Source organism: Nostoc sp. XA010 (genome assembly GCF_020829625.1).
GTDB lineage: Bacteria > Cyanobacteriota > Cyanobacteriia > Cyanobacteriales > Nostocaceae > Nostoc.
The window spans coordinates 138,681-152,418 of the sequence record NZ_JAIVFX010000009.1 but is presented as its reverse complement, the minus strand read 5'-3'; the positions used below and the strand labels follow the sequence as shown (position 1 = coordinate 152,418).

Sequence of the window (13,738 nt, the reverse complement as noted above, 5' to 3'; positions counted from 1 at the left end):
ATAATCACTCAATTTTATAGTATTGACTCTTTAACTTTTTGCGAATTCTCAAGCTTGTTTGGATTCACCCAACGATTGACAAATTCGTGATTATGTTTATACACCTTTATTTGCACTTGCTTGGAACTTAACTTGACTACTTCGGCAGGAATTCTTTGGACATCGCTAGAATCTGCACGAGGTTTGTAAAGCCAAATGACTTTTTGCCCTACTTGAAAGTAGTCAGCATTACTAGTTAAAGAAGGCGCTTTTTCTGCCCAAGAGGGGAAAGCAATTGCTAAGTTTATCAAAAGTACTAAAACCACTAGAGTGATTTGGAAAAGTTTCATGATCATTGCACTTGTCTTGGGTCTGGTAGGATAATCAATCTGCTGATCTAACATTTAATTATTATTCTCCTTTGTTCTCTCAAAGTTCCTTTGGGGAATTTAGTTAGCATTAGTTTGTTTGCTGGCAAGACACCTAAATTTAATAGCACTAATACCGCAAGGCGGAAGTCAAAAGAATTGTATTCCATGCTCTTGCGCCATTTGAAATGGTGAACCAGCGCTGCGAGAGGGTTTCCCTCCGCAGGCGACTGGTGTTAGCGCAGCGTTAGCGACGCAGGAGCGTCACCCGTTCGCGTAGCGTCTCCGATAGGAGAAGGGTATGTTTATTTCCGCCATATTGTAATAGAGATTTGCAAAGTTTATATTTGTTCAAAGTGCAAATCTTTGCTAATTTCAGCATAAAACGATTGATCCAATAAAAGCAAATAGTCTTATTTGTTAAAAGGATAAATTAAATTTATTATAAAATTTGTGATGCTCTGCCTTGAGATCGCAATCTGATACAATTGCTCTCAATTCTGATTCCGTTTGTCCCTTTGCGGAAGCGATGATTAGATTTTTCCTCCCCTGCTACCCCTGCTAGCCTCTCTACAAGGGAAATATTGCTAGCTCAGTTTCCGGGTCAAAAAAGTGAATTTTCTCTGGAGTTAGCGATAACCATAGTTGTTCACCAGGTTGTACAAATCGGTCTGGTGGTATTCGCACTTGTAAGTAATTGGTAGTAGCAGGTTGAGATCCCGGTTCGGCAATCTTAACTGCCAGAAACGAATCGTTGCCGAGATTCTCTACCAAATCTACTTGCACTGGTATATTTTTGGTAGCAGGCATACTCAAGTTCAAGTGTTCTGGGCGAATGCCTAAAATTAGAGTTTTCCCATCATATTTTTGTAAAGCTTTTCCCCAAACTTCTGGAAGGGTGAAACGCAACCGGGAATGAGTAATCAACTGTGGGGCATGAAATTTAACAGGAATAAAATTCATCGGTGGTGAACCAATGAACTCTGCTACAAAAAGATTGGCTGGGCGGTTGTAAAGTTCTAAGGGAGAAGCAACTTGCTGAATTTTACCCTCAGACATAATCGCAATGCGATCGCCCATTGTCATCGCTTCTGTTTGATCGTGGGTAACGTAAATTGTCGTTGTCCCCAATTGGCGCTGTAATTTGACAATTTGAGCGCGGGTTTCTGCCCGCAGTTTGGCATCTAAGTTAGAAAGCGGTTCATCCATTAAGAATACTTGGGGGTCACGCGCGATCGCTCGTCCCAATGCAACCCGTTGTCTTTGTCCCCCAGATAGCTGTTTGGGTAAGCGATTCAGCAATGTTTCGATTTGCAACAGTTGGGCAACACTACGCACCTGCTGATCCACCGCCCGTTCTTTATCAGAAATGTAGCGAAGTCCTTTAGGTAACTTTCTGGTTGCACCCACGAAGAGATTTTCTGTCCACGTCCGAAGATAAAGAGATGAGGGAGTAATTTCTCCCCCTGCTTCCCCTGCTTCCCCTGCTTCCCCTGCTCCCCCTGCTTTCCCAAAACGGCGACGCAGCCCAAAGGCGATGTTGTCGTACACCGTCATATGGGGATAAAGGGCGTAATTTTGAAACACCATTGCGATATCGCGTTCTTTGGGTGGTAGGTCATTGATTAAGCGATCGCCTATCCAGATATTACCGCCAGTCATCGCTTCCAAACCGGCGATTAAGCGCAGCAGAGTGCTTTTACCACAACCAGAAGGGCCTACCAGCACCATAAACTCGCCATCTGCGATCGTCAGGTTAATTCGCCGCAAGACGTTAACACTTCCGGCACGTTCTTGCGCTGCATCAGTTTTCTCGCCAGACGTGAGAGAAGATTGGTTTTCTGAGGTCACACTTTCCGCTTTACGCGAGGAAAAACTTTTATAAACGTTTTCTAAAATAACTTGGGACACAACTAATTAATTATTGTCATTGGGGATTGGGCATGGGGCATTGGGCATTAAGCATGGGGCATTGGACTAATGACTAATGACTAATGACCAATGACAGTTTAGCGCCAATCATAATACACGTTCTATGTAAATACGAAAAGTAAAAAAAACAGCTTGCACCATCACAAGCAAACTACCCTGAATTTTAAGGCTATCAGAAGGTGTTGTTATAAGAATGTTGGCTAAAAACCTCGAAATTGAAACCTAAAAACTTTTTGTGTTTTTAGGTTTCAACGTCTTTTAAGTTGGGGATGAAAGCTGCGAGGGGGATAAATCCCGCGCTTGATTTAGTGCTATACTTATCTTTAACAGGTAAGGGTAATTAACCTATCTAAAAACCCAGTAACCTAAACGGTTAACGCTGCACCTTGACAATTGAAGATATAAGGTTCTATTCCATAGTTCTAGTTCCTACCCAGGAATAGGTAAAATCTTCATGGGGGCTAGACGACCAGCATTAAACAAAAAAACAAATTTTGGAGTAATCCAACTACGGTAGGGCATACCGAAAGTTAAAGCTTGTGGAGAGAACCACCTCTGGGTTAGATGCCGCAAGGGGTCTAGTCTTAAGTGGACTCGTTGAACCAAGAATCTCCGCATCTTTAGACGCGGAGAGTGTCAAGACTACCGATGTACCTAAAAATCTTTCTCAAGACCCAAGTAATTAACCCTGTGCATGACATTGTAGACAGACAAACCACAGATTGTTGCATTGTGGGTGGGGGGCCAGCAGGAGCAGTCTTGGCGCTGTTGTTAGCGCGTCAAGGCATTTCGGTGATGCTGCTGGAAGCACACAAAGATTTTGACCGTGACTTTCGCGGCGATACAATTCATCCGTCGGTGATGGAAATTATGGAAGAATTGGGACTTAGCGATCGCTTGCTAGAACTCCCCCATGCCAAAATGCGCCAAATTAGGTTTAAAACTCCTCAAGATACTGTCACATTGGCAGATTTTAGTCATCTGAAAACCCATTACCCCTACATTACAATGCTTCCCCAGGTAAAATTCCTGGAGTTCATCACGCAAGAAGCGCAAAAATATCCTAATTTCCATCTGGTGATGGGTGCAAATGTACAGGAATTAATTACGGAAAATGGCGTAACTCAAGGTGTCCGGTATCGGGGAGGCGGTGGTTGGCATGAAATCCGGGCAATAGTGACAGTTGGTGCAGATGGTCGCCACTCACGTTTGCGCCACTTGGGTGAGTTTGAGTCAATCGAAACCTCGCCACCAATGGATGTCCTCTGGTTCCGCCTACCCCGTCAGCCAGAAGACCCAGAGGGGGGAATGGGGCGCTTTGGTAAAGGTAAAATCATTGCCATGCTTGACCGTGGTGATGAGTGGCAAGTTGCCTATGTTATTTCTAAAGGAGGCTATCAACAACTGCGGGCTGCGGGTTTGGAGGAATTAAAAAAATCTGTTGTCGAAGTAGTGCCAGAATTCCAGCAACGCATCCAAAATTTACATGAATGGTCACAAATAGCTTTTCTTTCAGTGGAGTCCAGCCGCGTCAAACGCTGGTATCGTCCAGGTTTGCTACTCATTGGTGATGCTGCACATATAATGTCCCCCGTTGGTGGAGTTGGCATTAACTACGCGATTCAAGATGCCGTCGTCACAGCGAATGTACTCAGCAAACCGCTCAAAAACGGACAAGTACAACTTAGCGATTTAGCAAAAGTACAGCGTCAACGCGAGTTGCCCACACGCATCATTCAGGCGTTTCAAACTTTTATCCAAAAGCGGATATTTGCCCCAGTTCTCGCCTCAAATCGCACCTTTGTACCACCTGCGTTTTTGCGCTTACCCATCTTGCGTGACCTTCCAGCCAGGTTGATTGCCTTGGGTGTTTTTCCAGTTCACGTCAAGACTTAATTTTTGGCAAAAATTTTTTCTATTTAATCAATGGGTGGTACAATTATACTACTCCAGACAGAATTCAATGCTCATTTAGTCAGGCGAGGGTGGCGGGCGGCATATTTAATGCTGTTCAAAGCGATCGCTTGGCTTTTATGCTAGAAATAACTAAAAACTCAAAGCGGATCTAGGAAATTTGTTCAAACATTATTAAAAAATGCAAAAGATTAGACCTATCTAGATATTAATTGCCACTACATAGAAAAACCTTCTCTTTTTGAATCAGTACTTTTTGCAGTCAGGAGTAATTTTAATGAACAGCTGCGTTTTGATGGCGGAAATTATTAACGAGCCGCAACTCCGCTATACAGCCGATAATCTGGGAGTCACGGAAATGCTGGTGCAGTTTCCCAATTCCCAGAAACCAGAAGATCCGCCAGCAACCCTGAAAGTTGTTGGTTGGGGGAATTTAGCGACAGAAATTCAGCAAAACTACCACCAAGGCGATCGCGTCATCCTGGTAGGGCGTTTAGGCATGAATACTGTTCCGATGGAAGGTTTTAAAGAGAAACGCGCTGAATTGACGGTGCAACAAATTCAACCTGTTGGAGGTAGTTTTAATACTGATCCATTACCCTCAGCAACCGTAACTCCATCATTCACTGAAACCGCTCCACGACAACCAGCAGCATCTCGTCCTGCACCGAAAGACGTTCCCAGTTACGATTCACCACGTCCAGCGCCTACCCCGGCTACAAATCCTGTTGGCGCTGCTCCCCAAGCGAAAACTTACGAACCCGTACCCCAACCCACAAATTATGAGCGAACCACTTATCCAGCAGTGAAAGCGGAAGAACCAGATCCAGATGATATTCCGTTCTAAAGTTGGTGTGTATTCAATTTGCTTACATACTTAGCAAAAAGCATTACGATTAAATAATTTTAGAAATAGCCATCTTTGAGGATGTGCTATTTTTTTGTCTGCGTTGACGCTTTGCTTCTTGTCGTGAGACATCGCTTAGTTTAGCTATTGAGCAGTTAGGGATAGAGAATTTTAATCTCTAAATCCCAAGCTTCAGCCTCTATTTGACAATTTAATAAACTTCATCATGGCTGCCAATATCAATCAATAAAATAACCATTTCTAACAATTTTTCATCCTCAGATAAATTAAAGATAATTCTACAATCATAAGTAACAGAACAAGACCACAACCCCGCTAAATTTCCTGTTAACTTATGAGGCTTCAAAGACGGTGTAAATGGATCATCTGCCAAAAGCCTTAATACCTTAACAATTTGATTCTTTAATTGCGGGTTTTTCTTTGTAATCTTCCTAAAAGATCGCTTAAATCCACTACTCCAGACAACTTCCATCATCATCTCCTAGTAAATCAGCGATCAAATCATCAACGCTTCCCCTATGAGCTGTCCCATCCTTAAAAGCCTGCATCACTTCCTGAGCATTAGCCAAAATTTCAACCCGCCGATTCTCAATTCGTTGCTGGCGAAGAAACTCAAATAAATACTCTCGATCTTCTGTGGGCAAACTTTCAATAGAATTAATAATTTCTTGTAAAGTCATCATAGAACCTCCTAATCAAGTAAATCCTACCTTTACTAACTCTATTTTAATCTTTAAATCCAAAGCCTCAGTTTCTTAGATTTGGGCAATTTTGGCAAAACTTATGACATAGCACAGTCGCGGCAAATGTTTTTGGAGGGCAGAAGCAGCGATTAGCGATCGCTGGATGATTTACTTACTATCCACTTTGACGGAATAGGGTTATTTGCTTCCAGAAGGAGGAAGTAAATTCCGATATTCCCAGTGTCCGCGTTTGCCCAAATCTTGAATAATATTTTCAGCAGTTTTTATTGCTTGGCTACTGGTGCTTTGAATAGCTTTACTGAGGATAGCTTTAGTTTCATTCTGCCAACCGTAGATACTCCAACCAGACTTATCATTTTTAATGAGCAATTCAAGGCACTCGACAGATGATTCTGGCATCGTATCAACAAGTACCGCTAGACGTTCGAGCAGCAAAAAGTCAGGGTCTACTTTACCAGTTAATTCAAGAATCTGTTTAATCTGTGCAATAGCCCAAGTGTCATCAAATTTCCCAGAACCGAACCACCAGCCAAAAGCAGCAAGTTCAGTGGCATAGGAACTACGTTCGGTAGAATTACGTGCTGTTTCCAAACGCTTTTTCCAGAGCAATTGGAGACTATTAAGTATTTCTGAATCTATCTCATTTTCTGTCCTATTAAGACTTCTCCCCACAAATTCGAGAGCATAGCCACGTAACGTATCAGAAGCTAACTCAAAAAACCTTGCCAATGCTCCTGGCTCATCCAAATTCAGCTTCCCACGCCAGTAGAGAGTCATCAAATGCTGGGCAAGACCTTCATCAGTATGTGTCAGTTTTTGTCGTTCAATCGAGGTGGGATCGATCTGTTCAACTGCATAGCGGTATTCCTCATGTAGTAAATCAAAAACATTGTTATAAATATCAGAAAAATTAATGTAGCTTTCCCAAGCAGCACGTCGCAGATTGCTGAAAGTTTCATCCTGTGGAAATATTTTTCCTATGCTTTGATTTGCCCATAGCGGATCTAGTAAAGCCAGCCAAGGAAACCACTGACCATAAACTGAGCGTATTGCTAAAGATTGCTCTATATCTGGGTTAAGATGTTCATCAAGTACCTGCCGTACTTCTGGCATTTCATCAAAACCTCGTTGCAAATGCTCTTCACTCTCAGGTATTTGCTCAAAGTGGCGACGAATCCAGAGGGCATAGCGAACAACTGTGTGCATTGCTTCCCCGCGAACAGTATTAATTGCGAGTTCACTATAACTATTATTTGAGCTATGGTAGCCCATTTCTCTTTCTGGTGTGGGGTCTGGATGTTGAGTTAAAAGTCTGAGGATGTTCCAAACCTGATTACGAAAATTAAACTGAATTGCTATTGTATCAAGATTCAGTCCGACTCCAAGCAAGTCTACCACTGTTCGGCAAGGTTCGAGCCAATTGCTGCTGGGTTCCTTATAAATTGTCTGAGATTTCTTCAATCCTTCAGATTTCTCTGCTAACCAATTGCAGATACTTAGAACAGATATCCAATCAAATTCTCTTATTTCTTGCTGTTGTCTTGATTGATTATTTAAAGCTTGACACAGACCTCTAAGCAAATTCGATATATATCTTGCGTGTAGACCTTGAAATTGAGCAGATCCCTGTGCATAACGTTCAGGACTTTTTTCAGCCAGTCTTGCCAGAGCAGATCCTAGCCCTGAGCGTGATGGTTCTTCAAAGGGATCTGTAGAATTTGGCTCCCATGTTCTAAGAAAGGCAACTAACTCCTCAATATTCATAGATTCTAATTCTAAGTCAGTTTTTGGACTTCCAACACCTGACACTCTAAACTCACCTACACCTCCAGAAACAATATCTGAAAGTTCAAGCTCCTTGCCAAATTTATTAACTAAATCATCATAGCGTTCACGCCAATATATTGAAAGACTATCTTTTATTATTGTAAGTTTGTGCCATTGCCAATATTTAACCCATTCAGCTTTTCTCTCTTGATCTTCTTGCCAATTCAAGTCAAGTTCAGGATTGTCAATCCAACTTAGAATTTGCTCTTGTTTCTCTATCGGCAGTTGAGCAAAATTCTCTTTTAGTAAGTGTGCGTACTCATAGTCTTCGTAAGAACTACTATCTGTAAAACGCTCACGTTCAGCCAATTTTTTAATAAGTAAATCTCGGTCTACTTCTGAAAACTTACGAATCAGGTAAAGTGCAATCCGGTGAAAAATTCGCCAGTGTCGCTTCTCTAACTCCGAAACTATATTTCCTATTTTAGTCTTATCGTCTTCTAAAATCCGCTCTGCTGAATCCCTTACTGCTTCTACTAAAATTTCTCTAATTTCATCATGCGAGTAATTTCTAGGATGTTCCTCAATAGCGTATCGCCAGTAACGTGAGCCATCCTCCCAGATAAGTGAGTTTTCTTGCAGTTGTTGAATTTCTTCATCACGGTGGGAAAACTGAACTGCATCAAATAGCAGAAAAGCTAACATTTTAAAAACATCTAGTTTGTTTTTACCTGCTACTTTCACTAATTCCGGTACATTGTTTTTAATAATTTGTTCATAATGCCAGTTATCAAAGCGTATTTGTGGTTTTGGTGAGGGAAGATAAACTCTGGTGCTACCTTCTTCTTGATTGTTTAAACTAAAGTCTTTCTTAACAGCAAGTAATATTCGAGCCAGTTCTAATGCTTTGTTAATCTTACCCCCTTTAGCAAGATGCACTATGAGAGCAGCAACTTTCTCTGGAAGTAGAGATGATGAGTATAGTGATTCTTCTATCCAGGTTTTAACTTTAGGAACTAATTGCCCTGCTTCTTGTGAGGGCATCTGAAGTGCTGCATCAACAAAGTCTTCATGAACACAGGGATTATTACTTTTTATTTGAAGCGCGATTTTTAGAACTTCCCTTGGCTTGTGTTTAGTCATCTGTGCCAAATAGCGAGACTCAGGCCACATAGGAAACCTTACAGTGCCTTGACTAGTATTTTCAATAATTTGTGGAGGATTTTGGAAGAACCCTTTGTTTTTTAATGGCTCAATCCACTCTGGATTTTGCAGATGATTGAAAAAATAAATGCGTTGCTGGGGATGAATCAGCTTTGCGATGGCTTTATCAAGCTGTTGAGGAGTTGGCTTCTTCCAGGATGTCATCGATTTCATCTGTAGTGTTATAAAAACTTTGAGCTAGTGTACTCAAAACCTGCTCGAATAATTGAAAGTGATAAAGGAGACGTTCCTCATTGTAATCTGCATCAACTGTCCCGTTATCATGTGCTTTTCCCACAAACCAAGTTGTAAAGTTTTTCCATTGGTTAACTAGAGGAAGTAGTGAGTTTTGGTACAATTGATTTTCAGGAACACACTCTACAAAAAAAAGCTGTACTCTTTCATCTATTTGGAAACTTGTTTCTTCGTGTTCTTTAATTATGTTAGTAATTTCAAAAAATAGATCGCGAGGTATGGTGATGTCTGGAGAAGAAGAAGGGAAACTAGCTTGAGAATTAATTCCCGATTCTGGAAGTATTCCATCTATGGAGAAACCCTTTCGTTTCCAGAGTGTAGTAAGTTGACTTATTCGGTCTACATAATTAAGCCTACCACCACTTTTTTTGCCAACTTTAACAAAAACTAATCGGTTGCAAATCTCCCGGACACAGTGACTAACAAGCCTAACTCTACCGGGAATATGTATTTCAAATATTAAACGCACTGCACTTTCATAAAGTTCTGCTAGAGAAGGAGCCTCTTCGTGTAACCAGAGGTATATTGTTCTGCGGTCATCTGTCCAGTGAGATAGAAGGATATCTTTAGCAGGGTTAGATTCAGGCTGTTTACCATTTAGTTCCACAACTTATTCGCTAATACTAATAACTAACCTAAACGTTGATTTGTTCAAATTATAATGCTGTTATGTAAAGACTGGAACTCTGAAAACAGAGAATACCATGAGCCGATCGCAATTTGCAGAGATCACAAGCAGTTCTATATCGCAAATGCATGTATATTGTGGAAGTATGCAATGTCAGAAAAACTGCCAAAGAGTGTAAAAACCAAATTTATCCACATATACATCAAAACTATTGTTAAAATCAAATAATTTTAAGTTAATATTTCTACCCAACTCCTATGAGAGAAACTGTCCTAGAGGTTCGCAATCTCCAAGTTGAATTTCCCGGTGATGGCAATACTGTCAGAGCTTTGGATGGTATTTCCTTTGGGCTGCATCGAGGTGAAACTCTAGGAATAGTAGGGGAATCGGGGAGTGGTAAATCAGTGACAGCCCTAGCTGTGATGGGTTTGTTGCAAAGTCCCGGTATAGTTACTGGCGGTGAAATCTGGTTTCGTTCTCAAGAGAATGGCAATGCAATCGATTTGGTAAAATTGCCTCCTCAGCAAATGCAGTTACACCGGGGTGGCGATATCGCCATGATTTTTCAAGAACCCATGAGTTCGCTTAATCCGGTTTATAACATCGGGTTTCAGCTAACAGAAGCGATTATGCGGCATCAAAATGTGTCAGCAGCCCAAGCACGACAAATTGCGATCGCAGGTCTACAAGAGGTTAAACTTCTACCTAGCGATGAGGAGATCCAGCAGCAGTATATCGAAACTTCATCGAAACTAGAACCATCAAAGTTGGCACAGTTGGTTAAAGAACACAAAGAAGCCATGCTAGAACGCTACCCTCATGAACTTTCTGGGGGTCAGTTGCAACGGGTAATGATTGCAATGGCAATTTCTTGCAACCCATTAATCTTAATTGCCGATGAACCAACCACAGCTTTGGATGTGACGGTGCAAGCGACAATTTTGGACTTGTTGCGAGAATTGCAGCAAAGCCGTGACATGGCAATGATTTTCATCACCCACGACTTGGGGCTAATTTCAGAAATTGCTGACGAAGTAGCGGTGATGTATAAAGGTAAAGTTGTCGAATCTGGGACTTCTCGGCAAATTTTTAGCAGTCCCCAGCATCCATATACTAAAGGTTTGATAGCTTGTCGCCCCACACTCAACCGCCGTCCCCAAAAATTACTTACCGTTTCTGACTACATGAGTGCAGAAGAGACAGCAACGGGACAAGTAATAATTCAGGCGAAAGAACCAGCACAACCCACAGAAGTCACCACTGAAGAGATTGCTGCAAGATTGGCAAACTTCAATAAAAAGGAACCCCTGTTGCAAATCCGCAACCTGAAAGTTGGTTTTCCAGTGCGCGGGGTGTTCGGTGGTACAAAACGCTACAATATGGCAGTTAATGGCGTTTCTTTTGATGTCAAACCAGGAGAAACACTAGGTTTAGTGGGAGAATCTGGTTGCGGTAAAACCACCCTTGGCAGAACCTTGCTGCGATTAATTGAACCGATGGGTGGTCAGATTATCTTTGAGAAACAAGATATTACTAGTCTCAAAGGTGAACCGTTGCAAAAACTGCGGCGGGAAATGCAAATAGTCTTCCAAAATCCTTTTAGTTCCCTCGATCCACGGATGAAGGTTGGGGATGCGGTGATGGAACCATTGTTAATTCATGGCGTGGGTAAGACAAAGCAACAACGACGCCAACGGGTAGCCGAACTTTTAGAACGGGTGGGGTTGAGTGCAGATGCAATTAACCGCTATCCTCATCAGTTTTCTGGTGGTCAACGCCAACGGATTTGCATAGCCCGTTCTTTGGCTTTAAATCCTAAGTTTATCATCTGCGATGAATCAGTTTCAGCACTAGATGTTTCAGTACAGGCGCAGGTATTAAATCTCCTCAAAGAATTACAGTCAGATTTTCAGCTTACTTATATCTTTATTTCTCACGATTTAAGTGTGGTGAAATTTATGAGCGATCGCATTTTAGTTATGAATCGCGGTCAAATTGTTGAAGAAGGCACAGCCGAAAGCATTTACCAAGAACCCAAAGAAGAATATACGCAAAAATTAATTGCTGCGATTCCTACTGGTAGTGCTGAACGGGTGCGAAATCGTCATTTACGGGCTTTATAGAAAGGTCGGTTAGAAACCGGGTCTACACGAGACTTTACCCACCTCCGTGGGTTTCAAACACTCAATTTTTCTTTAGGCGGACTTGGTTTGTATAGCCGCGTTCGCCCTTGGCGTGCCGGAGGCATCATTCTATTCGCCCTGGCTCTAAATTCTCATTTTTTCAACAGATATTTGTGCAAACAAAATTAATTACATCTGCAAGTCCTGACTGAGTTTTCAAATTAGTAAAAATAAAAGGTTTATCGCCGCGCATTTTTTTAGCATCTCGTTCCATTACACTTAAATCTGCACCAACATAAGGTGCTAAGTCAGTTTTGTTAATCACCAACAAATCAGATTTGGTAATACCAGGGCCACCCTTGCGGGGAATTTTATCACCAGCCGCAACATCGATAACGTAAATCGTTAAATCCACCAATTCTGGGCTAAAGGTAGCAGCTAAATTATCACCGCCACTTTCCAAAAATACTAAATCCAAATCGATAAAACGTTCTTCTAATTGTTCAATTGCCGCCAAATTCATCGAAGCATCTTCGCGGATAGCAGTATGGGGACAACCACCAGTTTCTACACCCAAAATGCGATCGCTTGCCAACGCCTGAGAACGCACTAAAAACTGAGCATCCTCCTGAGTATAAATATCATTCGTCACCACCGCAATCTGATATTGCCCACGCAACCCCTTGCATAAAGCATCCACCAAAGCCGTTTTCCCCGAACCCACTGGCCCAGCAACCCCCACTCTAAATGCATTCATTGTTATTTGTCCTTTGTCATTTTTCCTTGGTACATGGTTATTAGTTCTTAGTTTTTGACTAATGACTAATGACCGATGACTAACTCCTAAACAACCTTGTATACTGCGTTTCATGCTGCATACTCGCCAGCGATAAACCCCAACTACAACAGGCGAGTTCATCATCCTCCAACGCGAGAATTTCTAACGCCGCAACGCTAAATAATGGTTGTAAATTTAGTAATAACTGCTGTCCTGCTGTTTGTCCAAGGGGGATAAGTTTCACACCAGCAGTAATCAAATTACTTGCCCAACTATGCAGATATCCTAGTAATGCGGCTTGGATGCTGATTTGCCAATGGGCAACGGCAATACCGAAAGCGATCGCATAATTGCAAGGGTTACCTACAGTATTGGCAATAGGTATAATCTGCGGTTCTAGTTTACCAAGTAATTGGATCAGCGATCGCCCCATCTGCCAACTAGAGGCGCGTAACTCTTCTGTTTCCCTAGCAGCCGATAACCAGAGATTCCAACGGCATAGCGACTCTAGATCACCCATTTTTGCCGCTTGCTGCGATCGTACCATTACCGCCGCCTCTAGCCTAATTGCCCCGTAGAGCAACTCTGCTTTTAACCAATCTTTCAGATGTGTGTGGTTAGCGATCGTACCATTTTCTACCAGCATTTCCAAACCTTCAGAATAACTATATGCTCCTACAGGTAAAGCGGGACTAGCCAACTGTAAAATACTCAAAAGATGACTATCAGTGAGCATGATGGTGTTGTCCATAAGCTCCCAATTCTGGCTGAAACGGTAAAATTTCCTCTTTAACTTCTAACCCCAGTTGTTCTAACATGGTGCGTAAAACCGAATCTGAAGACAAGCGTAAATAAGTTGGAGTAATTTCTACAGGTACATGGCGATTTCCCAAATGATATGCCGCCCGTAATAATAAAAGTGGTGTTTGGGCAAAGGCAGTCAACACTAGTTCTGGTTTAGCAGTAATTCTGATTAAACTGCTATGGGTTTCTTCTTGCAAAATATCGCCATCATGTAAGACAGTTCCTCTAGGTAAATGTAAAACTACAACTTTACCATCTTCCGTTTCAAAGCGATGACGGCTGCGGGTTCGTTCTTCTGCTGTCAGCGCTAGAGTAAAAGTAACTACGGCATCGCCATTAGGTGGTTTAAGTTGAGTAAATGTCAGCATACAGAGTTTCGCCTGAACTTTTGCTTTTTATTATGGTTGTAATTTAA

General features: G+C 41.9%; 12 protein-coding genes. 3 read left to right on the top strand and 9 right to left on the bottom strand.

The window, feature by feature from the left end:
• Positions 1-14: 14 nt before the first annotated feature.
• Together LC608_RS15810 and LC608_RS15805 are read right to left on the bottom strand one after the other, a co-directional pair.
• Positions 15-383, bottom strand: a complete 369-nt coding sequence (locus LC608_RS15810) for a hypothetical protein (RefSeq protein WP_229554441.1) — start codon at positions 381-383, stop codon at positions 15-17.
• Between the two features lie 534 nt (positions 384-917).
• Positions 918-2,258, bottom strand: a complete 1,341-nt coding sequence (locus tag LC608_RS15805; RefSeq protein WP_308189881.1) for an ABC transporter ATP-binding protein — start codon at positions 2,256-2,258, stop codon at positions 918-920.
• Positions 2,259-2,927: 669 nt separating this feature from the next.
• Here LC608_RS15805 and LC608_RS15800 point away from each other — a divergent pair.
• Entirely contained in the window at positions 2,928-4,175 is a 1,248-nt protein-coding gene (locus LC608_RS15800; RefSeq protein WP_229554440.1) for an FAD-dependent oxidoreductase, read from the top strand.
• A gap of 295 nt (positions 4,176-4,470) precedes the next feature.
• Entirely contained in the window at positions 4,471-5,040 is a 570-nt protein-coding gene (locus LC608_RS15795) for a single-stranded DNA-binding protein (RefSeq protein ID WP_229554439.1), read from the top strand.
• A gap of 211 nt (positions 5,041-5,251) precedes the next feature.
• Here the strand turns inward: LC608_RS15795 and LC608_RS15790 are convergent, their stop codons facing one another.
• From LC608_RS15790 to LC608_RS15775, 4 genes are all read right to left on the bottom strand, one after another.
• On the bottom strand, positions 5,252-5,533 hold the full coding sequence (locus LC608_RS15790) for a type II toxin-antitoxin system YafQ family toxin (protein ID WP_196524452.1): 282 nt from the start codon (positions 5,531-5,533) through the stop codon (positions 5,252-5,254).
• The gene (locus LC608_RS15785) at positions 5,514-5,744 is read right to left on the bottom strand and encodes a hypothetical protein (RefSeq protein ID WP_099100473.1); all 231 of its coding nucleotides are present in this window, start codon (positions 5,742-5,744) and stop codon (positions 5,514-5,516) included. The genes LC608_RS15790 and LC608_RS15785 overlap by 20 nt, the downstream gene beginning before the upstream one ends.
• A gap of 198 nt (positions 5,745-5,942) precedes the next feature.
• Positions 5,943-8,900, bottom strand: coding sequence for a hypothetical protein (locus tag LC608_RS15780; protein ID WP_229554437.1), 2,958 nt, complete (start codon positions 8,898-8,900; stop codon positions 5,943-5,945).
• Positions 8,863-9,597, bottom strand: coding sequence for a hypothetical protein (locus LC608_RS15775; protein ID WP_229554436.1), 735 nt, complete (start codon positions 9,595-9,597; stop codon positions 8,863-8,865). Before LC608_RS15775 ends, LC608_RS15780 begins: the two co-directional genes overlap by 38 nt.
• Before the next feature lie 278 nt (positions 9,598-9,875).
• On the opposite strand from LC608_RS15775, the gene LC608_RS15770 reads away from it, so the two are divergent.
• Entirely contained in the window at positions 9,876-11,741 is a 1,866-nt protein-coding gene (locus LC608_RS15770; RefSeq protein ID WP_229554435.1) for an ABC transporter ATP-binding protein, read from the top strand.
• Between the two features lie 160 nt (positions 11,742-11,901).
• On the opposite strand, the gene ureG is transcribed toward LC608_RS15770, so the two are convergent.
• The 3 genes from ureG to ureE all read right to left on the bottom strand — a co-directional run bounded on the left by ureG (position 11,902) and on the right by ureE (position 13,691).
• Positions 11,902-12,498 (bottom strand): urease accessory protein UreG, encoded by a 597-nt coding sequence (gene ureG, locus LC608_RS15765; protein ID WP_229554523.1) that lies wholly within the window; start codon positions 12,496-12,498, stop codon positions 11,902-11,904.
• Between the two features lie 79 nt (positions 12,499-12,577).
• Positions 12,578-13,270 (bottom strand): urease accessory protein UreF, encoded by a 693-nt coding sequence (locus LC608_RS15760; RefSeq protein ID WP_229554434.1) that lies wholly within the window; start codon positions 13,268-13,270, stop codon positions 12,578-12,580.
• The gene (gene ureE / locus LC608_RS15755; protein WP_229554433.1) at positions 13,245-13,691 is read right to left on the bottom strand and encodes an urease accessory protein UreE; all 447 of its coding nucleotides are present in this window, start codon (positions 13,689-13,691) and stop codon (positions 13,245-13,247) included. The genes LC608_RS15760 and ureE overlap by 26 nt, the downstream gene beginning before the upstream one ends.
• Between the last annotated feature and the right edge of the window lie 47 nt (positions 13,692-13,738).